This window comes from Aromatoleum tolulyticum, assembly GCF_900156155.1.
In the GTDB taxonomy this organism is placed as follows: Bacteria; Pseudomonadota; Gammaproteobacteria; order Burkholderiales; family Rhodocyclaceae; genus Aromatoleum; species Aromatoleum tolulyticum.
This window is the reverse complement of the sequence record NZ_FTMD01000001.1, coordinates 231320-256238: the sequence shown is the minus strand read 5'-3', so window position 1 is coordinate 256238 and position 24919 is coordinate 231320. Positions and strand designations below refer to the sequence as shown.

Here is a 24919-nt window from a genome sequence, read left to right as displayed (position 1 = left end):
CGGGGTAGTATGTTTTCTCCGCCCGCAACATGAATACCGTGCCGTCCCTTCCGCTCGCAATCCTCGTCACCGCCCTCGTCGCGCTGGGGCCGTTGTCGACCGACTTCTACCTGCCCGCGCTGCCGTCGATCACATCGGGGCTGGCGACGGACGTCGCGCACGCCCAGCTCACGCTGTCCGTGTTCCTGTTCGGCTTCGCGATCGGCCAGCTCGTCTACGGCCCGCTGTCGGACCGCTACGGGCGCCGCCCGGTGCTGCTGTTCGGCGTTGCGGTGTATGTAGTCGCATCGGTCGCATGCGTGTTCGCGGCGTCGATCGAGGCGCTGATCGCCGCGCGCTTCCTGCAGGCGCTGGGCGCCTGCGCCGGGCCCGTGCTCGGTCGCGCTGTCGTGCGCGACATCTACGGACCGCATGATTCGGCACGCATGCTGTCCTACGTCGGCACCGCGATGGCGCTGGCGCCTCTTGTCGGACCGGTGCTGGGTGGATGGCTCGCCGTGTGGTCGGGCTGGCGCGCGACCTTCGCCTTCCTTGTCGTGTATTCCGCGCTGTTGCTGCTCGCGATCGCGCATCTGCTGCGCGAGACGAATCCCCATCTCAACTCGCAGGCCGGCCGTCCGGCGGAGATGTGGGCGAACTTCGCGCTGCTGCTGAAGAACTCCCGCTACCGGGGCGTGCTGTTGTGCAACGCGCTCGCCTATTCCGGCCTGTTCGCCTTCATCTCGGGCTCGCCCTTCGTCTTCATCGGCATGTTCGGCTTCACGCCACAGCAGATGGGCTTTGCATTCGGCGTGATCGTGTCGGGTTACATGACGGGGACCACCCTTTCCGGCCGCCTGTCGCGCAGGCTGGGCGCGGAGCGCCTGATGGGTTACGGCGTCGTGCTCGGCGTTGCGGCCGGTTTGTCGATGCTGGGGCCGGCACTCGCCGGGGCGCGCGATCCGATCGCGGTGATGTTGCCGATGTGGTTCTCGGCCTGCTCGATCGGCCTCGTGATGCCCAATGCGGCGGCGATCGGGATGGCGCCGTACCCGCACATGGCCGGCTCCGCCGCGTCGCTGATGGGCTGCTCCCAGATGGGACTTGCCGCGCTCGCAGGCGTCTTCGTCGGCCACACGCTCACCGATTCGGTCGTCCCGATGGCGCTCGTGATCGCCGTCGGCGCGCTGCTGGCCCTCGCGAGCCATGTCGTCTGGGTGAAGAGCGGCGAACCCGAGCCCTGCGCCAGCGAGGCCTGAGCTCAGCGTCCGCGCAGGATGTCGAGGTCCGCCCGGTTGCGCTCGTCGCTGTAGGGCGTGGCGGGCGCAACGGGCCCGGTGCCCGCGGAGCAGCGCACCAGCACGTTGCTCTCCGGCAGGTCGTGGAACAGCACCTCGATCTCGCACTGGCCGTACACCGACTGGATCGTCGCGAGCAGGTTGCGGGCGTACGGGGTGGCGAGGCGCGGATCGAGGATCAGGTTCGCGAGCATCACGCCGTCCGGCGCGAGGGCGGTACGGGTGCCGCGCCAGAACTCGCGCGTCACGAGATGGGCCGGGATGCTCGTCAGCGCGCTGTACACATCGACGACGATGGCGTCGAAGCGCTCCGTCGTGTCCGCGACGAAGCGCCGCGCGTCGGTCGCGACGAAGCGCCCGCGGATCCGCTCGCGCAGGAACTCGCGTTCGGCGATCTCCCGGATCGCAGGATCGATATCGACGTACACGTAGTCGTTCGACATCTCCCGGTGCGACAGCGTGAAACCGCCGCCCCCGAGCACGAGGATGCGGCGTCCGCGCAGGTTCATCTCGTCGAGCAGGATCGCGCGCAGACGCTCGATGTAGTGCCCGTAGCGCGGCGGCTCGCTCGCGTCGATCAGCGACGATGCGGAGTTGTTGCTGCGGAACACCCGCGCGTCCTTCGTGCCCGGCACGGTCACCGGATCGACGCGGTAGGTCGCGTAGGCGGTCTCGATCTGCTGCGGCAGGATCACGTTACACCCGAGCGCGACGAGGGCCACCAGCGCCGGCAGCGGCAGACGCCGCAGGGCGTGGTGGTCCTTGTCGCCGAGGAAGGGTACGAGCACGAGCAGGACGCCGGCGCACATCAGCACCGCGGCGGACACGCCCAGCCACTGCATCACGCCGAGTGACAGCGACAGGGATCCGAGGAATGAGCCCAGCGTCGACCAGTACAGCGCCGCGCCGCTGCGCGCGCCCGCCCGTTCGTGGCGCAGCAGGTTCGTCAGCACGGGCACGGTCTGGCCGAGCAGCCATGCGATCGGGCACACCACGCCGGCGATGAAGAGGAGGTAAGCGAGCGGCAGCGGGCGCACGTGCTCGAACAGCGCATCGACGACGGGACCCGCCAGGCCGATTCCGGTGAGTGCCGCCGCGACGAGAAAGTTCAGGCGCACGCGAGCGAGAAAATTGCGCTCGACCTTACCGCCCGCCTGATAGCCCAGCGCGAGCGCGAGGAGGAAGAAACCGATCGTCGGAGCCGTGACGGTGATCGCGCTGCCCAGGTGCGGCACGAGGCGGCGCAGCGCGATGATCTCCGCCCCGAGGGACGCGAAACCCTCGACGAACACCATGCCGAACAGCAGCAGGCCGGGCAGGGCAGCCGGTGTCGCCGACGAGGGAAGAGGGGGTGGCGCGGGCGGAATCCCGTTCACGACGTCGCTCATCGGGGAGTGCGCCGTGTCCGTGAAGACAGGCCGGGAATCAAGATATTCATACGCCCCATACCACCGGCACGCCTTCCTTCTGCGAGGCCTCCAGCAGGTCGAGCAGCGGCCACGCGCGTTGCGCGAGGCTCACCGGCGCGGCCATGCCGCGCCGCTCGGGGTCGGGCTCCTCGTCGTCGTCCTGCGCCTGGCCGGCGCGGCGCGCCTTGTCTTCCTCGATCGCCGCCCGCAGGCGCGCGATCGCGTCGGGCAACTGTTCGACGGTGACGATGCCCTTGCCGTCCTGCGGATCCTTGCCGAGGATCGCGACGAGCTTTTTGGCGATGTCGCCGAACATGATGACGTCGGCGCCCGCGGCCGACTTGAACGTGATCAGCATTGCCCTGTCCTCAGAGTCCCTTCACCGCATAGATGCCCGGCGCGTTGCGCCAGTAGCCCTTGTAGTCCATGCCGCAGCCGAACAGGAAGCGGTCGGCGACGTCGAGCCCGGTGAAGTCCGCGCGCATGCCCGGGTAGGCCTTGCGCTCGTGCAGCTTGTGCGTGAGCACCGCGGAGCGCACTTCCGACGCGCCTTCGCCCTTCAGGTATTCCAGAATCGAATGCAGCGTGTGCCCCTCGTCGAGGATGTCGTCGAGCACCAGCACCGCGCGCCCGCGCAGGTCCTGCGTCGGCCGCATGCGCCAGTCGAGGTCCGCGCCCTTGAGCGCGTGGCCGTAGCGCGTGGCGTGCAGGTAGGCGAGTTCGAGCGGGAAGGGCAGGCGTGGCAGGATCTGTCCGGCCAGGATCATGCCGCCGTTCATCACGACGTACACGAGCGGATTCCGGTCCGCCATCCGTGCCGTGATCTCGGCCGCCATGCGGTCCAGTGCCGCGTTCACGGTCGCGCCGTCGGCCAGGCAGTCTGCCTCCTCGCGCACGCGGATGATTTCGTCCAGATCGACGGTCATCGCGGGTCTCCTGCGGTGTGAATGAATCGTGTAATTCTACCGGACCTCGGGTGCGGGCGCTTCCACCCTGCATGCGCGCGGAACGGGGCCGCGCGCGAACGGGGCGCGGCCGGCCCTCAGGCCGCGAAGCGGCGCAGGAAGCCGACCAAGGGCTCGAGGCTGCGGCCCAGCCTGCGGTAGATCATCCAGCCGAACCAGGCGCGGCGTGCCACGCGCAGCGCCTGCCGCGGCCGGATGAGAACGATGGCGAATGCCAGCACGGACAGCAGCGGCACATGGTCGCGCAGCCCGCGCGCCTGGTCGCGGACGCGGTCGACGACGTCGAGCACCGAGTCGATGCGCTCAAGGCCGGCGACGAAGGCCGCGCGCTGCCGCGCCGCCGCGAACTGCAGGCGCTGCTTTTGGAGCGCCAGTTCGATCTGCCGCGGATTCATTCGCGTGGCCGCAGCGCCTCGCGGTCGCGTGCGAGTTCGCCCAGGCTGGCGGCGAACAGGCGGCTGCCCCGCCTCACTTCACGCGCCGCATTGCGCGCCGTCAGGATGCCCGCCGCGAGCAGCACGACGGTGCCCGCTCCGAGTGCGAGCAGGCGGTGATCGTCCCACAGCAGCACCGTCAGCAACACCGCCAGGAAGACCACCCCGAATCCGAGGAACACCGCGCTCAGCATCGTGTTGAAGAGCAGCGAGCTCAGGCGCAGTTTCTCTTCCTGCGCCTCGACCGCGAGCAGCTCCAGCCGGATCTGCGCGGTTGCGAGTCCGGCATCGAGCAAGCCGCGCAGGCTGCCCGCCAGGCGACGGTGGGGTTCCTCGGCCACGGAACTCAGCGACGGCCCGACAACAGTCCGAGCAGGAAGGCGACGCCGGCGGCGATCCCGACCGACTGCCACGGGTTCTTGTGCACGTAGTCGTCGGTGGCGTTGGCGACCTTCTTGGCCTGTTCGACCGCTACGGCCTCCACATCGGCGATGCGGTCCTTTGCGGCGAGCACGCGGTCGCCGAGGCGGCTGCGGACTTCGCTCAGCCGGTCGCCGGCCTGTCCGGCGGTCAGCTTCAGCAGTTCCTCGGCATCGCTGAGTACGACCTTGAAGTCGGAAACGAGTTTTTCGCGGGAAACATCGGCATTGACGGACATTTTTCGTACCCCCGGTCTGTGCTGGAAGATCGGCGTGCGCGCAAGCGCACGGGACACAGCTCAGGCTAGCCCCATTCGCGCGCGAACGCAAATGCTAAAGGCCTATCGTGCGTGACGTCTTGCTGCCGGGCTCGGTGCGTCGCGGACGGCATTCCGGGCTGTGGTAGCCTCGCTTTTTTTTTCCTGGACGCTTCCCCGATGACTGGCCGAAACGACCCTTGCCCCTGCGGTAGCGGAAAGAAGTTCAAGAAGTGCTGCCAAGGGCGGGCGAGCGGACATTCGACGAACACGACCAACGTGCGACCGGCCTCCGCGCGGCTGCTCGATGCCGTCGCGCTGCATCAGGCGGGGCACCTCGACGCCGCGGCGCAGGCCTACCGGGCGATCCTGGCGTCGTCGCCGGGCGACGGCGATGCGCTGCACTACCTCGGCGTGATTGCCTTCCAGCAGCACCGCTATGCCGAGTCGGTCGATCTCATCGGGCAGGCGATCGCGCGCACCCCCGGAGCCCCGGCGTTCCACTGCAACCTCGGCAACGCGTACATGCGCCTGCGCCGGTTCGGCGACGCGAAACACGCCTACCGCCAGGCATGCGGCCTCGACCCGCACTTTGGCATCGCGCTGGTCGGACTTGCCAACGCCTGCCTGTCGGGGGGAAATGCCGAGGAAGCCCTCGCGGCCGCGCGCAGGGGGGTCGAGGCCGCGCCGCAGCTGTTCGCTGCGTGGGTCGCCTTCGGCGACGCGCTGCACGACACCGGGCATATCGACGAGGCCGCGGAAAGTTATCGGCAGGCCCTCGCGCTGCACCGCGAGCCGGGCGCGCTGACCAAGCTCGCCAACATCCTGACCCGTTTCGGACGGGTGGCCGAAGCCGACGAATGCATCGCGGAGGCCCTGCGCATCGACGCCGGGTTCGAGCCGGCGTGGTGGGCGCGGCTCATGAACCTGAACTACGTGTCGACAGACCAGCAGGCGATCTGTGCGGTGCATCGCGACTGGGCCCGGCGCTTCGTGCCGCACGACACGGCCGCACCGACGGCCCCCGCCGTTCCCCGGGACGAAAGCCGCAGGCTGCGAATCGCTTACCTGTCCGCCGATTTCCGGCGGCATGCGCTGCGTTTCTTCGTGCGGCCCATCCTGCGCCATCACGACCGCTCCCGCTTCGAGGTGCACTGCTATTCGAACTCGGCGGTCGAGGACGACGTCACCGGCGAGCTGAAGGCCCTGGCCGAGCACTGGGTCGATTGCCATGCGCTGTCCGATGCCGAACTCGCCGACCGGATCCGCGTCGACGGCATCGACCTGCTCGTCGACCTCTCCGGCCACAGCCAGGGAAACCGCCTCAAGGCGCTCGCGCTGAAGCCGGCGCCGGTGCAGGTGACGATGCTCGGCTACCTGAACACCACCGGCCTGAAGGCGATCGACTACCGCATCGGTGATCCGTTCACGTGTCCGCCGGGCGTTCTCGACGAGTACGGCACCGAAACCCTCGTGCGCCTGCCTGCGTGTCAGTGGTGTTACGAGCCCGACGACGAGCCGGCGATCGCCCCCCTGCCGGCGCGCGCGAACGGCTATGTGACCTTCGGTTGCGTTCATAACCTGGCGAAGCTGACCCCGACGCAGCTCGATCTCTACGCCCGCATCCTCGCTGCCGTTCCCGGGTCCCGCCTGCTGATGGTCGTGTGGGGTCGCGCGCCGCGGCAGGATCTGGAACTCTTCTTCGCTGGTCGCGGGCTCGCCGGCCGTGTCGAACTCGTCGAGCCGGGCGCCTACCGCGACTATCTGTCGCTCTACGACAGGTTCGATGTCGGCCTTGACGCTTTCCCGTACTCGGGCGGCACGACGACGCTGGAGTCCGTATGGATGGGCGTTCCCGTCGTGACGATGAAGGGGCCCACCCAGGCGAGCAACGGCGGCGTGTCGATCATGTCGAACCTGGGCTTGCCGGAATTCGTTGCGGACTGCCCCGACGCCTGCATCGACGCGGCACGACGCATTGCCGCGGACCTCGATGCGCTCGCGACATTGCGGGCCGGCCTCAGGTCGAGGCTGCAGGCTTCGCCGATCATGGACGGGCCGGCGTACGTGCGGGCGCTGGAGACCCTTTACCGCGGCTTCGTGACGCGCGCTCAGCCGGCCCAGTCGTAATCGACCGTGAGCGGCGCGTGGTCGGAGAAGCGCTGCTCCTTGTACACCCGCGCTTCGCGCGCCGTCGCGGCGATGCCCGGCGTCGCGAGCTGGTAGTCGAGGCGCCAGCCGACGTTCTTCGCCCACGCCTGGCCGCGGTTCGACCACCACGTATAGCAGGCGTCGGTGGCGTCGGGATGCAGGCGGCGGTAGACGTCGATCCAGCCCTGCTCGTCGAGCACGCGCGTCATCCACGCGCGCTCCTCGGGCAGGAAGCCGGAGTTCTTCTGGTTCGACTTCCAGTTCCTGAGGTCGATCTCCTTGTGCGCGATGTTCCAGTCGCCGCAGATCACGACCTCGCGCCCGCTCGCGTGCAGTTTTTCCATGTGCGGCAGGAAGCGCTCCATGAAGCTGAACTTGATCTGCTGGCGCTCCTCGGAGCTCGATCCGGAGGGCAGGTACAGCGACACGACCGACAGCTGCCCGAAATCGAGCTGCAGGAAGCGTCCCTCGGCGTCGATGTCGGCGATCCCGAGCCCCTCGACAACGCGGTCGGGCGCGCGCCGCGCATATACGCCAACGCCGCTGTAGCCCTTCTTCTCGGCGTGGTGGAAGTAGCCGGTGTAGCCGGCCGGCGTGCGCATCGCGTCGCTGAGGTCGCCCGCGTGGGCCTTCAATTCCTGCAGGCAGACGATGTCCGCATGCTGTGCGCCGAGCCAGTCGATGAAGCCCTTGGTGGTGGCCGATCGGATGCCGTTGAGGTTTAGGGTGATGATGCGTAACATTCGGCCGGATAACCCAGAACTGGAAGCAAGAGCGTGGATTTTAGCCGGGATTTCATCACGTTGGCCTGCGACAAGGGCGTGCTGCGCTTCGGGTCCTTCGTGACCAAGGCGGGCCGCAATTCGCCGTACTTCTTCAACGCCGGACTGTTCGACGACGGCAGCTCGTTCCGCGAGCTGTGCGGCTTCTACGCGCGCGCGATCGTCGCCGCGGGCGTGCCCTGCGACATGCTCTTCGGCCCGGCCTACAAGGGCATCCCGCTGGTCGCGGGTGTCGCGATCCGGCTGGCCGAGCAGGGTGTGAACCTGCCCTTCGCGTTCAATCGCAAGGAGGCCAAGGACCACGGCGAAGGCGGCACCCTTGTGGGCGCGCCGCTCGAGGGCCGCGTGCTGATCCTCGACGACGTGATCTCGGCCGGCACCTCGGTGCGCGAATCGGTCGACATCATCCGCGGCGCGGGTGCCGAACCGGCCGGCGTCGTCATCGCACTCGACCGCATGGAACGCGGCAAGGGCGAGAAATCGGCGGTACAGGAAGTGCGCGAAAGCTTCGGCATCCCCGTCGTCGCCGTCGCGACGCTCGAAGACCTGATCGGCTATCTGGGCGACAGTCCGGAGCTGGCCGCCAACCTCGAGGCCGTGCAGGCCTACCGGAACACCTATGGCATCGCGACGCAGTCCTGAGTTTCTCGCCGCGCTCCTGCTGGGCCTGACGCTGGCGAACACGGCCGGTGCGAAGGTGTATTGCTGCGAGGATGCCGATGGCCGGCGCCAGTGTGGCGATGTGCTCCCGCAGGCCTGCTATGGGCGGGCGTATCGCGAGATGGGCCCGCAGGGCTCGATCAAGCGCGAGGTTTCCGCGCCGCTGAGTGCCGACGAAATCGCGCGTCGCAGGGCCGTGGAACAGCAGAAGAAGGACGACGAGCTGCGCCAGGCCAAACAGCGCCGCCTCGATCAGGCCCTGCTCGACACCTATGCGAGCGTCGAGGACCTCGATCGCCGCCGCGACCGCGAGATCGGCGACATCGAGCGCAGCATCGAAGAAGTGCGCAAGCGCGACAAGGAGCTGCGCACGAAGCGCCAGCGCTTCGAGAAGGAGGCCGAGTTCCACAAGGGGCGCGACCTGCCGCGCGATCTCGCCGCCAACCTGCGCTCGATCGACAGCGAGCTGGTGACGCAGAGCCGGCTCATGGAGGAGAAGACGCGCGAGCTCGAAGCAACGCGCGCGCGTTTCGAGACCGACCGCGCCCGCTACGTGGAATTGAGCAGCGCCGCCGCGAAGCAGCGCTGAACATGCGGAGGGTCGGCCCCCGTTGGCCGGCTCGCGGCCGGTGGCGAGCGTAACGCCGGGATTGCCGCCCGATGGTTGCAGGCCGGTGCGCACCGTGCGGCCCGGCAGGATTCAGGAGTCGTCATGAGCATTGCCGCCAGCAAGGTCGTCCGTGCCGCCTGCCCGCACGACTGTCCCGACACCTGTGCGATGGAGGTCACCGTCGAGGACGGCCGGGCGGTGAAGATCCGGGGCGCCGATGACCTGCCCTTCACGAACGGCGCGCTGTGCACCAAGGTCGCGCACTACCTCGAACGCGTCTATTCCGACCAGCGCCTGCTGCACCCGATGAAGCGCGTCGGCCGCAAGGGCGAGGGGTGCTTCGAGCGCATCTCGTGGGACGAGGCGCTCGCGACCATCGCCGACAAGTTCGCCTCAATCGCCGCCGACGACCCGCGTGCGATCCTGCCCTACAGCTACGCCGGCACGATGGGCCTGGTGCAAAGCGAAAGCATCGACCGCCGCTTCTTCCACCGTCTCGGCGCATCGCTGCTCGAACGCACCATCTGCGCGTCGGCCGGCGCGGCGGGCTGGAAGGCGACGATGGGCGCCTCGGTGGGCATGGACCCCGAGGCGATCGTCGACGCGAAGCTGATCCTGATCTGGGGCGGCAACCCGGTCGTCTCCAACCTGCACGGCTGGCGCTACATCCTCGAAGCAAAGCGGCGCGGCGCCAAGCTCGTGTGCATCGACCCGTGGCGCTCGCAGACCGCCGAGAAGTGCGACCTGCACCTCGCACCGTGGCCCGGCACCGACGGCGCGCTCGCGCTCGCGATGATGCAGGTGCTGATCGCCGACGGCCTCATCGACCGCGACTACATCGACGCCCATACGCTCGGCTTCGACGCGCTCGCCGAGCGCGTGCAGCCCTGCACGCCGGAATGGGCGGCGCCGCTGACGGGGCTGCCGGTCGACACGATCCGCGCGCTCGCACGCGAGTACGGCAGCGTGAAGCCCGCGGCGATCCGCCTCAACTACGGCCTCAACCGCTGCGCGGGCGGCGCCACGGTGATGCGCAACATCGCCTGCCTGCCGGCGCTCATCGGCGCGTGGCGCCATCCGGCGGGCGGCGCGCTGTTGTCGACCTCGGGCAACTTCCCGGTCGACCAGCAGGCGCTGGAGCGCCCCGACCTGTACACGGCGCACCATGCGCGCGCGCCGCGCACGATCAACATGGCGACGATAGGCGAGGCGCTGCTCACCGCGGACGATCCGCCGATCCGTGCCCTGTACGTGTACAACTCCAACCCGCTCGCGGTCGCCCCGAACGGCACGCGCGTGCGCGAAGGCTTCCTGCGCGAGGATCTCTTCTGCGTCGTGCATGAGCTCTTCCAGACCGACACCGCCGACTACGCGGACATCCTGCTGCCCGCGACGACCCAGCTCGAACACCGCGACGTGCACAAGGCCTACGGCCACCTCTACGCGCTGACCAACGAGCCGGCGATCGCGCCGCTGGGCGAGGCGAAGCCCAACAGCGAGGTGTTCCGGCTGCTCGCCGCGCGCCTCGGCTTCACCGATGCGGCGCTGTTCGAGTCCGACGACGAGATCGCCGCGCAGGCCTTCAACCGGCGCGACAACCGCGCGCTGGGCCTCGATCCGGAGACCCTGAGGGCGCGCGGCTGGGCGCGCCTGAACCTGCCGCGCCCGTTCGCGCCCTTCGCCAAGGGCAATTTCCCGACGCCCTCGGGCAAGTGCGAGTTCTGGTCGGAATCGCTCGCGCAGCGCGGCTTCGACCCGCTGCCGGGCTGGGTGCCGCCGCACGAGTCGCCGGTCAGCAGTCCGGCGCTCGCGGCGCGCTATCCGCTGGCGATGATCTCGCCGCCGGCGCGCAACTTCCTCAACACCAGCTTCGCCAACCTGCCGCGCTTCCGCGAGCAGGAGGGCGGGCCGAAACTCGAACTCCACCCGGACGACGCCGCGCGGCGCGGCATCGTGGCGGGCGAACGCCTGCGCATCTTCAACGACCGCGGCGCCTTCCATGCGCAGGCGGTCGTAACCGAGCGCGTGCGGCCGGGGCTCGTCGTGTGTCCCTCGGTATGGTGGCGCAAGCTCTCGGGCGACGGCGAGAACGCCAACGCCGTGACTTCGCCCGCGCTGACCGACATCGGTGGCGGGCCGACTTTCTACGACTGTCTCGTCGAGGTGAGCAAGGCATGAGCGGCGCCCAGACCCTGGACCGCGTCGCGCGCCTGATCGCCGACGCCCGGCGCATCCTCTTCATCACCGGTGCGGGTATCTCGGCCGACTCCGGCCTGCCGACCTATCGCGGCATCGGCGGCCTGTACCACGAGCGCCTCACCGACGAGGGCCTGCTGATCGAAGAGGCGCTGTCGGGCGAGATGATGAACCGCCGGCCCGACATCGCCTGGAAGTACATCGCGCAGATCGAGGCCAATTGCCGCGGTGCGCAGCCCAACATCGCGCACCGCATCATCGCGGCGCTGGAGCACGAGAAGCCGGGCGTGTGGGTGCTGACGCAGAACGTCGACGGCCTGCACCGCGATGCCGGTTCGCGCAACCTGATCGAGATCCATGGCACCGTGCATCACCTGCGCTGCATGGACTGCAGGCACCGGCGCAGCGTGGCCGACTATTCCGGCCTGCAGCTGCCGCCCGCGTGCCCGAAATGCGGCGGCGTGCTGCGGCCCGACGTCGTGCTGTTCGGCGAGATGCTGCCCGAAGAGGGGCTCCATCGGCTCGAGTCCCTGATCGCGCACGGCCTCGAGCTGGTCGTGTCGATCGGCACGACCAGCGTGTTTCCCTACATCGCGGGGCCGGTGTGGTGGGCGAGGGAAATCGGCGTGCCGAGCGTCGAGATCAATCCCGGCGACACCGAAGTCAGCGAAATCGTCACGCACCGCCTGCGCCTGCGCGCCGCTGAGGCGATGCCCGAGCTGTGGCGACGCCTGCACCCGGAGCGTCCGTTGGAGGACTGAAGGGTTCGCCTTCTGTCGTGCTTGAGTATGTGCAATAATCTGCACATGTTCAATTTGTTGTGCAGGTGCCGCGATGCGAGCCATTACCTATACCGAAGCGCGTAACAACCTCGCCTCCGAACTCGATCGCGTGGTCAATGACTATGACGTTACAATAATCACCCGGCAAAAGGCCGAAGCCGCGGTGTTGATGTCGATGCGCGAGTACGAATCGCTGATGGAGACGGCGCACCTGCTGCGCCATCCGAAGAATGCGATGCGGTTGATGAAGGCCATCGACGACATCGAAAACCGGCGCAATCTGGTGAAAAGAGAATTGATCGACGAATGAGGCTCACGTTCCATCCGCAAGCCTGGGAGGACTACCTCTACTGGCAGCAGAACGACAAGCAGATTCTCAAGCGCATCAACGCGCTGATCCGCGACATCCTGCGCGATCCCTACGACGGCATCGGCAAGCCCGAGGCGCTCAAGTTCAACTTCAGCGGCTACTGGTCGCGGCGCATCGACGACGAGCACCGTATCGTCTACAAGGTCATCGACGACGAGGTGATCATCGCGCAGGTGCGCGGTCACTACGACTGAATCCTGCGCCGCGAGCCCGCTCGGCATGTTCCCCTGCATCTCGGCGCGTGTGGGGTGGGTGAGGGACGTAGCGACTAGCGCAGCTCCTCGAGCATCACCTCATAGACCTTCTTCGCGTCGTCATAGCCGACGCTGTAGCGCGACGGATAGGTGCCGCTCTTCGAGTATTTCGCGGGCCGTGGCACCGGGGCCGAAAACGAGGGTTTCGACCTGAAAAATTCGAGCGATGCCATCGGTTCCACGAAGGTCAGGCGTTTTTTGTAGTAGCCGTAGATGAAGGTCGCGGTAAACGGCTGCTTCTGGAACTCGGGCGCGGTCGGGTTGATTGCGTGCACGCCCATGCGTGGAACGGCAGTGCCCGGCGGCAGGATGTAGCCGGCCGGCATCAGTTCGGCCGGCGGCTGCTGGCCCGGATCGGCCGAGTCGTTCGGGCCATTGAAACGGACCTTCGACACCTCCTCGCGGCTCACGACGTAGAAATGGAAATCGAAATGCGGCACGTCGTAGACCTGCGGTGGCGGATGGCCCAGCGATTCCCAGTCGATCATCACGTGATCGACGGCCGTCTTCGGTCCCTTCGCCGGCATGCCCAGCACGTAAGAGAAGAGCGGGTTGGCGCCGGGCGCCGCCACGGGCAGCCCGTCGAGCATGCCCTCCGTGAACACCACGCCGATCGCAGCCACCGCGCCGTCGGCACCGGTGCGGACCACCGTATGGGCCGTGCCTTGGCCGATCTTGACCGGCTTGCCCTCGAACACTGCCGCCTTGCCCTCCGCCAGGGCCATCCCTGTTCCGAGTGTGGCGAGCGCCATCGCGCCCGCCAGGAAGAGGTTCCGCCACGCCCGCGCATGCGTCCGCTTCATGATCCGCGCTCCCTCGATCGGTGCTTCGACTCGCTGTGGCAGGGCGGTTCGGCATCTCTGCCCCGGTCCTTCAATCTAGTTGATCGTTGCGGGACTGCAATGGACACCGCGACCTTGCCGCGGGGCAGAGGTATGCTGACGGGGCTACGTGCAGCCACTTTCTGGAAAACGGTCGGCACGCCGCCTGTCGGGTAGTCAGCTCGGCGCAGCATCGCCGGCCGCGGCTCAAATGCCGAGTTGCAGCGCCGCCAGTCGCGCGTACAGCCCGCCCTGGCGGCGGAGGTCGTCCGGCGTTCCGGTTTCGACGATGCGGCCCTGGTCCAGCACGACGATGCGGTCGACCTTCTGGACCGTCGCGAGGCGGTGGGCGATGATCAGCGTCGTGCGCCCTTGCATCGCGCTGTCGAGGCCTTTCTGCACGAGGATTTCCGATTCGGCGTCGAGTGCGCTGGTGGCTTCGTCGAGCAGCATCAGGGGGGCGCCCTTCAGGATGGCGCGCGCGATGGCGATGCGCTGGCGCTGGCCGCCGGAAAGACGGGTGCCGCGTTCGCCGAGGAAGCTGCGGTAGCCTTCGGGCAGGCGCTCGACGAATTCGTCCACGCGCGCGGCCCGGGCGGCGGCGATGACCTCGGCGTCGCTGGCCGCAGGCCGGCCATAGCGGATGTTGTCGAGCGCGGTCGCGGAGAAGATCACCGGTTCCTGCGGCACGATCGCGATGCCGCGGCGCAGGTCGTGCAGGCTGAGCTCGCGGATGTCCTGGCCGTTGAGGCGGATGCGACCGTCGGTGGCGTCGTAATAGCGCAGCAGGACCTGGAACAGGCTGGTCTTGCCGGCGCCGGAGGGGCCGACGAGGGCGACGCTTTCGCCGTGCGCGACGTCCAGGCAGATGTCGTCGAGGGCGCGAACCTGCGGTCGGGCGGGGTAGCGCAGGGTGAGGTGCTCGAAGCGCAGCGCCGCCTGCGTCGGGAGGCGCGGCGCTTGCGGTTCGGCGGCTTCGCGGACGGCCGTGTCGGCGTGAAGGAGTTCGAGCAGACGCCCGGTAGCGCCGGCGGCGCGCATCACGTCGCCCCAGACTTCCGCCATGGTGCCAACGCCGCCCGCCACGAGCATCGCGTAGAGAACGAAGGATGCAAGCTGCCCCTGGGTCATGACGCCTGCGTGCACCTGGCGCGCGCCGACCCACAGCACGAAGACGATGGTTCCCATCACGGCAGTGATGATCACCGCCGTCAGCGCCGCGCGCACGCGCGTGCGCCGGATGGCGGTGGCGAAGGCCGTGTCGGCCGCGTCGGCGAAGCGCGCCGCCTCGTAGCGTTCCTGCGTATAGGCCTGCACCGTGGGCATCGCATTGAGGATCTCGCCGGCGAGGGCCGAGGCGTCGGCGATGCGGTCCTGCGATTCGCGCGAGAGCCGCTTGACCTTGCGGCCGATGACCGCGATCGGCAGGGCCAGCAGGGCCATCAGGCCCAGGTTCAGGGCGAAGAGGTGGAGGCTGGTCACGGCCAGCATGACCATGCCGCCGACGAACTGGAAGAAGCTGCGCAGGCCCATCGACACGGAACTGCCGACGACGGTCTGGATCAGCGTCGTGTCGCCGCTGAGTCGCGACAGCACTTCGCCCGTCTGCAGGGTCTCGAAGAATTGCGGCGACTGCGCCAGCACGCGCGCATAGACCGCGGAGCGCAGGTCTGCCGTGGCACGCTCGCCGATCCAGGTCACCGTGTAATAGCGCGCCGACACGACGAGTGCCCAGGCGCTCGCGAGGCCGAACAGGGCGAGGAAATGGGCCTCGAGGCCCGGTGCGCCGACCAGGCCCTCGGCAGGGCGGGCGCGCTCGCCGAAGCCGAAGTCGATCAGGTCGCGGAAGGCCAGCGGCATCAGCAGCATGATCGCCGAGCCGAGGCACAGCAGCACGAACGCAAGTATCAGGCGTGCCCGGTACGGGCGCAGGTAGGGCCACAGCCCTGTCAGGGCGGACAGGCTGCGGGAGGGCGGTGCGAGAGCTGCGGCGTTGCGGTCCATCCCCGATTATCCGTCCTGCGACAGTGCGTCCCGCGTGCGCTGAGCCGCCGCGGGAACGATGACCGGCCTTGGCCGGACGTTCCCGCGGCCGGGATCGGGACGCCGTCCCGCGTGCCGCTTACAGCAGCACGCGCTCGATGCCGCCGTTGTTGGCGCGCTGCACGTACTCCGGCATCCAGTTCTCGCCCAGCACGTGTTTGGCGATCTCGATGACGATGTAGTCCGCATCCACGCCGCCCGCGTCGTTCGCATAGCGCGCCAGCCCTTGCAGGCACGACGGGCACGAGGTCAGGATCTTGACCGGGTCGTGGCCGCCGTCGCGCAGCGCCGCGGCGCCTTTCTCGATCTCCTGCTGCTTGCGGAAGCGCACCTGGGTCGAGATGTCCGGCCGTGCGGCCGCGAGCGTGCCCGATTCGCCGCAGCAGCGGTCGCTCAGGTCGACGCGCGTGCCCATCAGCGCGTTGGCGACCTTGATGCCCGAATGAACCTTCATCGGCGTGTGGCAGGGCTCGTGGTACATGTACTTGGTGCCGGAGACGCCCTCGAGCTTGACGCCCTTTTCCATCAGGTACTCGTGGATGTCGAGCAGGCGGCAGCCGGGGAAGATCTTGTCGAACTGGTACTTCAGCAGCTGGTCCATGCAGGTGCCGCAGGACACGATCACCGTCTTGATGTCGAGGTAGTTCAGCGTGTTGGCGACGCGGTGGAACAGCACGCGGTTGTCGGTCGTGATCTGCTGGCCCTTGTCGTCCTCGCCGGCCGAGGTCTGCGGATAGCCGCAGCACAGGTAGCCCGGCGGCAGCACGGTGGTCGCGCCGACCTGGTACAGCATCGCCTGGGTGGCGAGGCCGACCTGGCTGAACAGCCGCTCCGAGCCGCAGCCGGGGAAGTAGAACACCGCTTCCGACTCGTCGCGCTTGAGCTGCGGGTTGCGGATCACCGGGATGACCTTGTCGTCCTCGATGTCGAGCAGCGCGCGGCTGGTGCGCTTGGGCAGGTTGCCGGGCATCGGCTTGTTGATGAAGTGGATCACCTGCGCCTTGAGCGGCGGCTTGCCGAGGGTCGCGGGCGGCTGCTTCACCTGGGACTGGATCAGGCCCAGCGACTTGCCGATGCGGTGGCCGAGGCGCTGCACCTTGTAGCCCCACTGGAGCATGCCGGTGCGGATCAGCTTGATCGTCGCCGGATCCTTCGCGGTGAGGAAGGCCATCGCCGCGGCCTTGCCGGGGTTGAAGCTCTTCTTGCCCTGCTTGCGCAGCAGGTTGCGCATCTTGATCGACACGTCGCCGAAGTCGATGTCGACCGGGCAGGGCTTCTCGCACTTGTGGCACACCGTGCAGTGGTCGGCGACGTCCTCGAACTCGGCCCAGTGCGCGAGCGATACGCCGCGGCGCGTCTGCTCCTCGTACAGGAAGGCCTCGATCAGCAGCGAGGTGCTGAGGATCTTGTTCCGCGGGCTGTACAGCAGGTTCGCGCGCGGCACGTGCGTCGAGCACACCGGCTTGCACTTGCCGCAGCGCAGGCAGTCCTTGATGTCGTGCGCGATGTCGCCGATCTCGGTCTGCTCCATGATCAGCGATTCGTGGCCCATCAGGTTGAAGCTGGGCGTGTAGGCGTTGTCGAGGTTGCCCTTGATCGGCCCGTTGCGCATGAGCTTGCCGCGGTTGAAGCGGCCTTCCGGATCGACCTTCTGCTTGTACGACCAGAAGTTCGCCATCTCCTCGTCGGTGAGGTAGTCGAGCTTGGTGATGCCGATGCCGTGCTCGCCCGAGATCACGCCGTCGAGCGCGCGCGCCAGCGCCATGATGCGGTCGACCGCGCGGTTGGCGGTCTGCAGCATGTCGTAGTGGTCGGAGTTCACCGGGATGTTGGTGTGCACGTTGCCGTCGCCGGCGTGCATGTGCAGTGCGACGAAGACGCGGCCGCGCAGCACTTCCTTGTGCACTTCCTCGATGCGCGCGAGCACGGCGCGGAACACCACGCCGTCGAAGATCTTGTCGAGGCGCGGCTTCAGCTCGGTCTTCCACGAAGTGCGCACCGAGTAGTCCTGCAGGCGGTGGAACAGCACCGGATTTGCAGCGCGATTGGTCAGTTCGCCGGCTTGCACGCCGTACTGCGCGAACTGGGCCTCGGCCTCGGCGAGCGGCAGGTCGAGGTTGTCGAGCAGCCACTGCCAGCGCCGGCGCACGCTCGCGACATACTCGAGCGCGGCCTGCCGGCGGTCGCCGATCAGCTCGTCGGCGGAAAGATTCGCGTCGCCCTGGTCGAGCGACAGGTCGCCCCGCAGGAATTCGCTCAGCGCGTCGCACAGTTCCAGCTTGTTCTGCGTCGACAGCTCGATGTTGATGCGCTCGATGCCGTCGCAGTAGTCGCCCATGCGCGGCAGCGGGATCACGACGTCCTCGTTCACCTTGAACGCATTGGTGTGGCGCGAGATCGCCGCGGTGCGCGAGCGGTCGAGCCAGAAGTGCTTGCGCTGCTCGGGGCTGACTGCGATGAAGCCTTCGGCACCGCGCACGTTGCACATGCGCACGACTTCCGAGGCTGCGGCCATCACGGCCGCCTCGTCGTGGCCGACGATGTCGCCGATCAGCACCATCTTCGGCCGCCCGTGGCGCTTCGCCTTGGTCGTGTAGCCGACCGCCTTCACGTAGCGCTCGTCGAGGTGCTCGAGGCCCGCGAGCTGTACGCCCAGGCGGTGGCCTTCGGCGCCGGGCTTGAACCAGTCGGTGATCTCGACGATCGCCGGCACGGCCTCGCGCACCTGGCCGAAGAATTCGAGACAGACCGTGCGCGTCACCGGCGGCATCTTGTGCAGCACCCAGCGCGCGGCGACGATCAGGCCGTCCGTGCCTTCCTTCTGCACGCCGGGCACGCCGCCAAGGAACTTGTCGGTGACGTCCTTGCCGAGGCCGGTCTTGCGGCACGAGGCGCCCGGCAGCGTCAGGATCTCCTCGCCGAGCAGCGCGTAGTTCGCGGCATCGAAGCGGCGCAGGCGGAACTGCACGGTCTCCTGCTCGTGGATCTTGCCGAAGTTGTGGTCGAGGCGCTCGACCTCCAGCCAGTTGCCGTCCGGCGTGACCATCTTCCACCACGCCAGGTTGTCGAGCGCGGTGCCCCACAGCACGGCCTTCTTGCCGCCGGCGTTCATCGCGATGTTGCCGCCGATGCACGAGGCGCTGGCCGAGGTCGGGTCGACCGCGAACACGCGGCCGGCCGCGGCGGCGGCTTCCGCCACGCGCTCGGTGACCACGCCCGCGCCGGTGCGGATCGTCATGTAGGGCTGGGCGGGATTGCCGCTGCGGTCGGGCAGCAGCGTTTCCTCGACCTTGCCGAGGTCGATCAGCTTCTCGGTGTTGATGACCACCGAGCGCGCGTCGAGCGGCACGGCGCCGCCGGTGTAGCCGGTGCCGCCGCCGCGCGGGATGATCGTCAGCCCGAGCTCGATGCAGCTCTTCACGAGCGAGGCCATCTCCTCTTCGGTGTCGGGATACAGCACGACGAAGGGGTACTCGACGCGCCAGTCGGTCGCATCGGTGACGTGAGACACGCGCGCGTGTCCGTCGAAGCAGATGTTGTCGCGCCGCGTGTGGCGGACGAGCGCCTTGAGCGTCTTCCTGCGCAGCGTGCCGGTATCGTCGAAGAAAGCGGCGAAGCGATCCACCGCACCGTGCGCGGCGGCCACGAGACGCGCGACGTTGTCGCTGCGGTCCGGGTCCGCGGATGCGCTTTCCTCGCGGCGCTTCTCGACTTCGGTGAGGCGGTGGCGCAGCGCCTCGATCAGCGCCTTGCGCCGTTCCGGGTTGCCCAGCAGGTCGTCCTGCAGGTAGGGGTTGCGCTGCACGACCCAGATGTCGCCGAGCACCTCGTACAGCATGCGCGCCGAGCGTCCGGTGACGCGCTCTTCGCGCAGCGCATTGAGCGTCTGCCACGCGTCGGTGCCGAGCAGGCGGATGACGATCTCGCGGTCGGAGAACGAGGTGTAGTTATAGGGAATCTCGCGCAGGCGTTGGGTCATGAGATGTTCCGGTACCGGACGGCAGTGAACCGCAAATTGTAACTTACTGCAGTGCAATAGACGCGCGCTTTAAGTCCTTGAGGCGCGTAGGGTCTTGATTTTCCAATGGGTTGAATCTGTTTTCGGACAGTTCTGCGCGCGAAAGTTCAGTCCGCGCGTGCGCTGGCAGCGACGACCGCGATCTCGACGCGCCAGCCCGGCCGCGCGAGCCCTGCGACCTGCACGCAGGCGCGCGACGGTGCCGTGGCGGCGGGCAGCCAGGCATCCCACGCCGCGTTCATCGCGTCGTAGTCGGCCATGTCGGTGAGGTAGATCGTCGCCGACAGCAGGCGCTCGCGGCTGCTCCCGGCGCGGGACAGCAACGTGTCGAGACTCGCGAGGATCTCGGCGGTCTGCGTGGCGGCGTCGGCGTTCTCGGTGACGGGAACCTCGACGATCCATGCGGTGCCGTTGTGGATGACGATGTCGGAATAGCGGGCGGTGGTGCCCAGGCGCTGGATGTTCATGGGGGGCAAGGGGGCAGGGGGTCAGGTGACGGAAAAGGCGATCAGCGCGTAGCGTAGCAGCTTGCCCACGCCCATCCACAGCAGGCAGGGCAGCCACGGCAGGCGCAGCCAGCCGGCGGCGGCGCACAGCGCGTCACCGACGACGGGCGCCCAGGAGAGCAGCAGCACCGGCGCGCCGTGACGGCGCACCCAGTCGAGGCGGGTGGTGTCGGCGCGCTGCGGCAGCAGCCGCGCGAGACCCCAGGTGCTCATGCCGCCCAGCGTGTTGCCGAGCGTCGCGAGCGTCAGGGCGGGCACGAGCTGTTCCGGGCGCTGGCTCAGCACGCCGGCGAGCACCAGCTCCGAGCCGCCCGGCAGCAGCGTCGCGGAGAGGAAGCTCGACGCGAAGAGGGCGGCCAGTCCGGCGTCGGGGCCGGGGTCGAGCAGCGACAGGAAGCTCATCGGCGATGCCGCGCCGGCATCTTCCCCGCTGGCGCGGCGTCGGTCACGAGCAGGAGTCGATTGTCCCGCATCGCCGCATCAGCGAGTCCGCATCCCGCCCCGCCGGGCGTCGCACCCGTTCCCGCCAGGCGCGTCATACGATGTCGATGAACACCAGCTCGCGCTCGATCTCGCTCGCCGAGAAGCCGCAGCCGATGCGGCCGCTGCCCGCGAGCACGAGCTCGGCCCCCTTGATGCAGCTCTCGTTGCCGTCGTCGTCGGCAAGGAAGGTGCCGTTGGTGCTCTGGTCGATCAGCACGAAGCCCTCGCGCCGGCGTTCGATGCGGGCATGCTGGCGCGACGCGCGCGGGTCGGCGATCACGACGTCGTTGCCGAGTTCGCGTCCGAGCAGTACCACCGGGCGCGATTCGTCCACGAACAGGGTGTCCTGGCCATGGCGTATGCGAACGCGTTGCTCGATCCGTTTTTCGACCGGAACCGAGGCGGTGGTGGCGGGCTGGCGCGCCACCGCGAAGGCGGTCCAGCCCAGGCCGGCGAGCGCGGGGTTGCGCGACGGGGAGGCGGCGACGAACTGCCGCCCGGTGGCCGACAGTTGCATGACGACGGCCTCGCTCGCGAGCGCGTGCCCCGGCTTGGCGGTTTCCGCCAGGCGCGTGGCGCCGAGTTCGGCGTCGTCGGCGTCGGCCGCGCCGCTATGCAGGCCGACACTGATCGTCATGCGCAGGCCGCGCAGCGGCGGCAGGCTCTGCACGCGGTCGAACATCTCGCAGGTGGACAGCACGGCCTCGTCGGCGCGCGGAAACGTCGCGCAGACGCGGGCCGCGCCGCGCCGCTGCGCCGTGCCGCCGTTGGCCTCGATCGCGAGGTCGATGCGGTGCATGCAGCGCTCCAGCGCGCGCCGCGCTTCGGCGGCATCGAGGGCGTCGGCGATACGGTCCGCGCCGGGTATTGCGGCGACGAGGACGCAGACGTTGTTCGGCTGGGTCATGACCGGGGTTCCGTTGCTGTTGCGGACCGGACGGGAGGGCCGTCGGACGATGCTGAAGGGAAATTCGCGGGGGGTCGGAAGATGATCGTCAAATGGTGCCGGCGACGCAAGCCGCCGGCATGAGCGCTCAGTCCTCGTCCGTGAATTCACTCACAATCGAAATGACATGGTTCTGCAGCGGCAGTTCCGGGCGGTCGAAGGCGATGTCGCCCTCGGCGACCGGGGTGTCGCGCGTGAGGTTGCGGAAATCGAACAGCGCATTGTCCGCGAGGTGCGAGGGTACGACCTGGCTCATCGCCGTCGCGATCGATTCGATGCGCCCCGGGAACTCGCGTGCCCAGCCCTGCAGCATGTTCTTGATCTGCTTGCGCTGCGCGTTCTCCTGCGAGCCGCACAGGTTGCACGGGATGATGGGGAAGTCCATCGTGCGCGCGAAGCGGGCGATGTCGTTCTCGGTGCAGTAGGCGAGCGGGCGGATCACGACGTGCTCGCCGTTGTCGCTGACGAGCTTGGGCGGCATGGATTTCAGCTTGCCGCCGAAGAACATGTTGAGGAACAGCGTCTCGATCATGTCGTCGCGGTGGTGGCCGAGCGCGATGCGCGTCGCGCCGATCTCCTTGGCGACGCGGTAGATGATGCCGCGGCGCAGGCGCGAGCACAGCGAACAGGTGGTCTTGCCCTCGGGGATCTTGTCCTTGACGATCGAGTAGGTGTCCTCGGTGACGATGCGGTACTCGATGCCGATCGACTCGAAGTAGGCCGGCAGCACGTCGGCGGGAAAGCCCGGCTGCTTCTGGTCGAGGTTCATCGCGACGATGCGGAAGTTCACCGGCGCGCGCTCGCGCAGCGCCATCAGGCAGGACAGCAGCGTGAAGGAATCCTTGCCGCCCGACACGCATACCATCACGGTGTCGCCTTCGCCGATCATGTTGAAGTCGGCGATCGCCTTGCCGACGCCGCGTTCGAGCTTCTTCTTCAGGCGCAGGAAGGTGTTGGAAAAACGGGTTTCGACGGCAGCGGCCGGATGGGGCGCCGCGACGGCGGGGCTGGTGTCCGGGGGCGGGGGGGCTGCCTCGGCGGCAGTGGCGGGGGCGTTCACGGCGGGAGTCCTGCTAGAAAAACGAGCGGAATTATACCTTTCGGCGCAGTGCATCAGAGATGTGCGCTGCGCCCGCCGTCGACGGCGAGGATCTGGCCGGTGACGTAGGTCGCGTCGAACACCAGGAAGCGCACGGTGCGGGCGATGTCGGCGGGGCTGCCGGCGCGGCCGAGGAGCGTGTGGCGTACGATCGCGTTCTGCTCGGCGGGGGCGATCTGGCCGTCCTCGGGCCAGTCCACGGCGCCCGGCGACACGCCGTTCACACGCACCTCCGGGGCGAGTTCCACCGCGAGCGCCTTCGTCAGGCCCAGCAGCCCGGCCTTGGCAGCGCAGTACAGCGGGTAGTGATGCAGCGGACGTTCGGCGTGGATGTCCACGATATTCACGATCGCGCCGCGGGCCTTGCGCAGCGCCGGGGCGAGGGCCTGCGACAGGAACAACGGCCCCTTCAGGTTGGAGCCGATCAGGTCGCTCCACGCCGCGGCGTCTATCGTGCCGAGCGGCGTGGGGAAGAAGCTCGAGGCGTTATTCACCAGCGCGTCGAGGCGGCCATGGCGCGTCAGCACCGCGTCGGCGAGTGCCTCGGGGGCGCCGTCCTCCTTCAGGTCGGCGTGCGCCGTCCAGGCCGAGCCGGGGCGCACGCGGTTCAGGGCGTCGGCGAGTGCGTCGGCGTCGCTGCCCGAGCTGCGGTAGTGCAGCACGACGTTTGCGCCCGCGGCGTGCAGCGTGCGTGCGATTTCGGCGCCGACGCGCCGCGCGGCGCCGGTGATGAGGATGACGGGAGTGTCCTGCGTGTCCATCGTTGGGGTGGTCCGTGATTCATTCTTGTATGCGTGATCGTCCGTGGCCGCGCGCGGGGCCGGCCGTGCGGCGGGGGTTAGAATACGCGTTTTCCGTTGCACTTCGCCCATGTCCCTGCCCGAACCCTCCGCCGACGCGCTCGAACAGAGCACGCGCCTGCTCCGCACGATCACCGCCGCCATCGCCGAAGCCGGCGGATGGATCCCGTTCTCGCGCTACATGGAGCTCGCGCTGTACGCGCCGGGTCTCGGGTATTACAGCGGCGGCGCGCGAAAGTTCGGTCCCGGCGGCGACTTCATCACCTCGCCCGAGCTCACGCCCTTGTTCGGCCAGGCGCTCGCCGCGCAGGTCGAGCAGGTGATGCGTGCGTCCGCGCCCCACGTGATCGAGGTCGGCGCCGGCACGGGGCTGCTCGCCGCGGACCTGCTGCTCGAACTCGAGCGCCGCGGCTGTGCGCCCGAAAGCTACGGCATCCTCGAGGTCTCGGGCGAGCTGCGCGAGCGCCAGTTCGACACGCTGGCGGCGAAGGCGCCGCATCTGGCGTCGCGCGTGCAGTGGCTCGATACGCTGCCCGAGCGCTTTGCCGGCGCCGTGGTCGCGAACGAGGTGCTCGACGTGATGCCGGTGCATGTGCTCGCCACGCGCGGCGATGCGCTCTACGAGCGCGGCGTCGCGGTCGATGGGGACGGTGTCCTGCGCTGGGCCGATTCGCCCGCCGCCGGCGCGGTCGCCGAAGCCGCGGCGGCGCTCGAGTTGCCGCACTCGGACAGCGCCGAGTACGTCAGCGAGATCAACCTCGCCGCGCGCGCGTGGATCGGCGAGTGGGCCGCGCGGCTGGAATGCGGCGCGCTGCTGCTGATCGACTACGGCTATCCGCGCGCCGAGTACTACCTGCCGTCGCGTTCGAGCGGCACACTGCTGTGCTATTACCGCCACAACGCGCATCCCGACCCCTTCCTGTGGCCGGGGCTCAACGACATCACCGCCTTCGTCGATTTCACCGCGGTCGCGGAAGCCGCCTTCGACGCCGGGCTGGACGTGATGGGCTACACGAACCAGGCGGCCTTCCTGTTCAACTGCGGGGTGCTGGAGTGTCTCGCGCGGCGCGGGCCGGAGGAGAGCGCGGACTACATCCGCGCGGCGCGCGCGGTGCAGCGCCTGACCACGCCGCAAGAGATGGGCGAGCTGTTCAAGGTGCTCGCGGTGGGGCGCGGCATCGGCGAGCCGCTGCTGGGTTTCATGCGCGGCGACCGCCTGCACACGCTGTAGCGGAACAAGGCACGCCGCCCGCGCTTCGCGGTGCGGGTGTCAGGCGCGTGTCATTGCGCGCGCAACGGCGGTGCTGCGCGGCCTCGCGCAACACCCGCGTCGTTCATTCCTGGTAGCGGTACACCGCTTCGAGGAAATGCTCGACATCGATCGGCGGCTTCTGCGCTTCGTGCGAGGCGTGCTCGACTTCCTGCAGCCCGGCCGCGACTTCCGGCTGCGGCGGCAGCCAGTTCGCGTTGAGGACCTCGTCGCCGTATTCTTCCGGCGGCTCCCCGATGACCTTGCCCGTCGTCATGTCCATGATCGTCACCATGTTGGCCTCCGCTGCGTGCTTGGGTGATTCGGCTACCTGGGTGATATATCGGCAGCCGCGTCCGATTCCTGAATCCCTTGCTCCGTATGTGCG

The 24919-nt window shown here is 68.5% G+C and carries 25 protein-coding genes; 9 read left to right on the top strand and 16 right to left on the bottom strand.

The annotated features are described in order from the left end of the window. Nucleotides 1-29: 29 nt before the first annotated feature. Nucleotides 30-1238, top strand: coding sequence for a multidrug effflux MFS transporter (locus tag BW991_RS01160; RefSeq protein WP_076600262.1), 1209 nt, complete (start codon nucleotides 30-32; stop codon nucleotides 1236-1238). 2 nt (nucleotides 1239-1240) lie between these two features. Here BW991_RS01160 and BW991_RS01155 read toward each other — a convergent pair whose 3' ends face one another. From BW991_RS01155 to BW991_RS01130, 6 genes are all read right to left on the bottom strand, one after another. Then, nucleotides 1241-2665 carry a fused MFS/spermidine synthase gene (locus BW991_RS01155; RefSeq protein ID WP_076600261.1) on the bottom strand — a complete coding sequence of 475 codons (1425 nt, stop codon included), beginning with the start codon at nucleotides 2663-2665 and terminating at the stop codon, nucleotides 1241-1243. Nucleotides 2666-2711: 46 nt separating this feature from the next. Continuing rightward, nucleotides 2712-3044, bottom strand: a complete 333-nt coding sequence (locus BW991_RS01150; RefSeq protein WP_076600260.1) for a DUF1840 domain-containing protein — start codon at nucleotides 3042-3044, stop codon at nucleotides 2712-2714. 10 nt (nucleotides 3045-3054) lie between these two features. Then, complete coding sequence (locus BW991_RS01145; protein WP_076600259.1) at nucleotides 3055-3612, bottom strand: hypoxanthine-guanine phosphoribosyltransferase; 558 nt, start codon at nucleotides 3610-3612, stop codon at nucleotides 3055-3057. Between the two features lie 116 nt (nucleotides 3613-3728). After that, entirely contained in the window at nucleotides 3729-4046 is a 318-nt protein-coding gene (locus tag BW991_RS01140) for a YqjK family protein (protein ID WP_076600258.1), read from the bottom strand. Next, a complete protein-coding gene (locus BW991_RS01135; RefSeq protein ID WP_088179557.1) occupies nucleotides 4043-4426 on the bottom strand; it encodes a phage holin family protein in 384 nt (127 codons plus the stop codon). Before BW991_RS01135 ends, BW991_RS01140 begins: the two co-directional genes overlap by 4 nt. 5 nt (nucleotides 4427-4431) lie before the next feature. Beyond that, on the bottom strand, nucleotides 4432-4743 hold the full coding sequence (locus BW991_RS01130) for an ElaB/YgaM/YqjD family protein (protein WP_076600257.1): 312 nt from the start codon (nucleotides 4741-4743) through the stop codon (nucleotides 4432-4434). A 198-nt stretch (nucleotides 4744-4941) separates the two neighbouring features. Between BW991_RS01130 and BW991_RS01125 the strand changes: the two genes are divergently transcribed. Next, nucleotides 4942-6891: an O-linked N-acetylglucosamine transferase, SPINDLY family protein gene (locus tag BW991_RS01125; protein WP_076600256.1), complete on the top strand. Its 1950-nt coding sequence runs from the start codon at nucleotides 4942-4944 to the stop codon at nucleotides 6889-6891. Here BW991_RS01125 and BW991_RS01120 read toward each other — a convergent pair. Next, nucleotides 6873-7655, bottom strand: coding sequence for an exodeoxyribonuclease III (locus tag BW991_RS01120; protein WP_076600255.1), 783 nt, complete (start codon nucleotides 7653-7655; stop codon nucleotides 6873-6875). The two genes, BW991_RS01125 and BW991_RS01120, sit on opposite strands and share 19 nt — an antisense overlap. Nucleotides 7656-7688: 33 nt before the next feature. On the opposite strand from BW991_RS01120, the gene pyrE reads away from it, so the two are divergent. The 6 genes from pyrE to BW991_RS01090 all read left to right on the top strand — a co-directional run bounded on the left by pyrE (nucleotide 7689) and on the right by BW991_RS01090 (nucleotide 12506). Beyond that, entirely contained in the window at nucleotides 7689-8336 is a 648-nt protein-coding gene (gene pyrE / locus BW991_RS01115; RefSeq protein WP_076600254.1) for an orotate phosphoribosyltransferase, read from the top strand. Continuing rightward, nucleotides 8314-8943: a hypothetical protein gene (locus BW991_RS01110; RefSeq protein WP_076600253.1), complete on the top strand. Its 630-nt coding sequence runs from the start codon at nucleotides 8314-8316 to the stop codon at nucleotides 8941-8943. Before pyrE ends, BW991_RS01110 begins: the two co-directional genes overlap by 23 nt. A 123-nt stretch (nucleotides 8944-9066) precedes the next feature. Next, nucleotides 9067-11142: a molybdopterin-containing oxidoreductase family protein gene (locus tag BW991_RS01105; protein ID WP_076600252.1), complete on the top strand. Its 2076-nt coding sequence runs from the start codon at nucleotides 9067-9069 to the stop codon at nucleotides 11140-11142. After that, a complete protein-coding gene (locus tag BW991_RS01100; protein WP_076600251.1) occupies nucleotides 11139-11921 on the top strand; it encodes an NAD-dependent deacylase in 783 nt (260 codons plus the stop codon). Before BW991_RS01105 ends, BW991_RS01100 begins: the two co-directional genes overlap by 4 nt. Before the next feature lie 73 nt (nucleotides 11922-11994). Further along, a complete protein-coding gene (locus BW991_RS01095; RefSeq protein ID WP_076600250.1) occupies nucleotides 11995-12252 on the top strand; it encodes a type II toxin-antitoxin system Phd/YefM family antitoxin in 258 nt (85 codons plus the stop codon). Continuing rightward, complete coding sequence (locus BW991_RS01090) at nucleotides 12249-12506, top strand: Txe/YoeB family addiction module toxin (RefSeq protein WP_076600249.1); 258 nt, start codon at nucleotides 12249-12251, stop codon at nucleotides 12504-12506. Before BW991_RS01095 ends, BW991_RS01090 begins: the two co-directional genes overlap by 4 nt. A gap of 74 nt (nucleotides 12507-12580) precedes the next feature. Here the strand turns inward: BW991_RS01090 and BW991_RS01085 are convergent, their stop codons facing one another. The 8 genes from BW991_RS01085 to BW991_RS01050 form a co-directional block, all read right to left on the bottom strand. Next, nucleotides 12581-13369, bottom strand: a complete 789-nt coding sequence (locus BW991_RS01085) for a DUF5602 domain-containing protein (RefSeq protein ID WP_076600248.1) — start codon at nucleotides 13367-13369, stop codon at nucleotides 12581-12583. Nucleotides 13370-13594: 225 nt separating this feature from the next. Continuing rightward, nucleotides 13595-15391, bottom strand: a complete 1797-nt coding sequence (locus BW991_RS01080) for an ABC transporter transmembrane domain-containing protein (protein WP_076600247.1) — start codon at nucleotides 15389-15391, stop codon at nucleotides 13595-13597. Nucleotides 15392-15509: 118 nt separating this feature from the next. Beyond that, on the bottom strand, nucleotides 15510-19409 hold the full coding sequence (locus BW991_RS01075) for a DUF3683 domain-containing protein (RefSeq protein ID WP_076600246.1): 3900 nt from the start codon (nucleotides 19407-19409) through the stop codon (nucleotides 15510-15512). A 146-nt stretch (nucleotides 19410-19555) separates the two neighbouring features. Further along, nucleotides 19556-19915, bottom strand: coding sequence for a RidA family protein (locus tag BW991_RS01070; protein ID WP_076600245.1), 360 nt, complete (start codon nucleotides 19913-19915; stop codon nucleotides 19556-19558). Between the two features lie 21 nt (nucleotides 19916-19936). Continuing rightward, the gene (locus BW991_RS01065) at nucleotides 19937-20356 is read right to left on the bottom strand and encodes a YqaA family protein (protein ID WP_076600244.1); all 420 of its coding nucleotides are present in this window, start codon (nucleotides 20354-20356) and stop codon (nucleotides 19937-19939) included. Nucleotides 20357-20489: 133 nt separating this feature from the next. Continuing rightward, nucleotides 20490-21344, bottom strand: a complete 855-nt coding sequence (locus BW991_RS01060) for an FHA domain-containing protein (RefSeq protein ID WP_076600243.1) — start codon at nucleotides 21342-21344, stop codon at nucleotides 20490-20492. A 127-nt stretch (nucleotides 21345-21471) separates the two neighbouring features. Beyond that, a complete protein-coding gene (gene ttcA, locus BW991_RS01055; RefSeq protein WP_076600242.1) occupies nucleotides 21472-22443 on the bottom strand; it encodes a tRNA 2-thiocytidine(32) synthetase TtcA in 972 nt (323 codons plus the stop codon). A 53-nt stretch (nucleotides 22444-22496) separates the two neighbouring features. Continuing rightward, nucleotides 22497-23243: a pteridine reductase gene (locus BW991_RS01050; RefSeq protein WP_076600241.1), complete on the bottom strand. Its 747-nt coding sequence runs from the start codon at nucleotides 23241-23243 to the stop codon at nucleotides 22497-22499. A gap of 109 nt (nucleotides 23244-23352) precedes the next feature. Here BW991_RS01050 and BW991_RS01045 point away from each other — a divergent pair, with 109 nt between their 5' ends. Next, nucleotides 23353-24513, top strand: a complete 1161-nt coding sequence (locus BW991_RS01045; RefSeq protein WP_076600240.1) for a class I SAM-dependent methyltransferase — start codon at nucleotides 23353-23355, stop codon at nucleotides 24511-24513. 103 nt (nucleotides 24514-24616) lie between these two features. Here BW991_RS01045 and BW991_RS01040 read toward each other — a convergent pair whose 3' ends face one another. Continuing rightward, on the bottom strand, nucleotides 24617-24826 hold the full coding sequence (locus BW991_RS01040) for a hypothetical protein (RefSeq protein ID WP_076600239.1): 210 nt from the start codon (nucleotides 24824-24826) through the stop codon (nucleotides 24617-24619). Between the last annotated feature and the right edge of the window lie 93 nt (nucleotides 24827-24919).

Coding starts and splice junctions, on each gene's coding strand:
- BW991_RS01160 (WP_076600262.1), top strand. CDS start 30: ATGAATACCGTGCCGTCCCTTCCGCTCGCAATCCTCGTCACCGCCCTC.
- BW991_RS01155 (WP_076600261.1), bottom strand. CDS start 2,665: ATGAGCGACGTCGTGAACGGGATTCCGCCCGCGCCACCCCCTCTTCCC.
- BW991_RS01150 (WP_076600260.1), bottom strand. CDS start 3,044: ATGCTGATCACGTTCAAGTCGGCCGCGGGCGCCGACGTCATCATGTTC.
- BW991_RS01145 (WP_076600259.1), bottom strand. CDS start 3,612: ATGACCGTCGATCTGGACGAAATCATCCGCGTGCGCGAGGAGGCAGAC.
- BW991_RS01140 (WP_076600258.1), bottom strand. CDS start 4,046: ATGAATCCGCGGCAGATCGAACTGGCGCTCCAAAAGCAGCGCCTGCAG.
- BW991_RS01130 (WP_076600257.1), bottom strand. CDS start 4,743: ATGTCCGTCAATGCCGATGTTTCCCGCGAAAAACTCGTTTCCGACTTC.
- BW991_RS01125 (WP_076600256.1), top strand. CDS start 4,942: ATGACTGGCCGAAACGACCCTTGCCCCTGCGGTAGCGGAAAGAAGTTC.
- BW991_RS01120 (WP_076600255.1), bottom strand. CDS start 7,655: ATGTTACGCATCATCACCCTAAACCTCAACGGCATCCGATCGGCCACC.
- BW991_RS01110 (WP_076600253.1), top strand. CDS start 8,314: ATGGCATCGCGACGCAGTCCTGAGTTTCTCGCCGCGCTCCTGCTGGGC.
- BW991_RS01105 (WP_076600252.1), top strand. CDS start 9,067: ATGAGCATTGCCGCCAGCAAGGTCGTCCGTGCCGCCTGCCCGCACGAC.
- BW991_RS01100 (WP_076600251.1), top strand. CDS start 11,139: ATGAGCGGCGCCCAGACCCTGGACCGCGTCGCGCGCCTGATCGCCGAC.
- BW991_RS01095 (WP_076600250.1), top strand. CDS start 11,995: ATGCGAGCCATTACCTATACCGAAGCGCGTAACAACCTCGCCTCCGAA.
- BW991_RS01090 (WP_076600249.1), top strand. CDS start 12,249: ATGAGGCTCACGTTCCATCCGCAAGCCTGGGAGGACTACCTCTACTGG.
- BW991_RS01085 (WP_076600248.1), bottom strand. CDS start 13,369: ATGAAGCGGACGCATGCGCGGGCGTGGCGGAACCTCTTCCTGGCGGGC.
- BW991_RS01080 (WP_076600247.1), bottom strand. CDS start 15,391: ATGGACCGCAACGCCGCAGCTCTCGCACCGCCCTCCCGCAGCCTGTCC.
- BW991_RS01075 (WP_076600246.1), bottom strand. CDS start 19,409: ATGACCCAACGCCTGCGCGAGATTCCCTATAACTACACCTCGTTCTCC.
- BW991_RS01070 (WP_076600245.1), bottom strand. CDS start 19,915: ATGAACATCCAGCGCCTGGGCACCACCGCCCGCTATTCCGACATCGTC.
- BW991_RS01065 (WP_076600244.1), bottom strand. CDS start 20,356: ATGAGCTTCCTGTCGCTGCTCGACCCCGGCCCCGACGCCGGACTGGCC.
- BW991_RS01060 (WP_076600243.1), bottom strand. CDS start 21,344: ATGACCCAGCCGAACAACGTCTGCGTCCTCGTCGCCGCAATACCCGGC.
- BW991_RS01050 (WP_076600241.1), bottom strand. CDS start 23,243: ATGGACACGCAGGACACTCCCGTCATCCTCATCACCGGCGCCGCGCGG.
- BW991_RS01045 (WP_076600240.1), top strand. CDS start 23,353: ATGTCCCTGCCCGAACCCTCCGCCGACGCGCTCGAACAGAGCACGCGC.
- BW991_RS01040 (WP_076600239.1), bottom strand. CDS start 24,826: ATGGTGACGATCATGGACATGACGACGGGCAAGGTCATCGGGGAGCCG.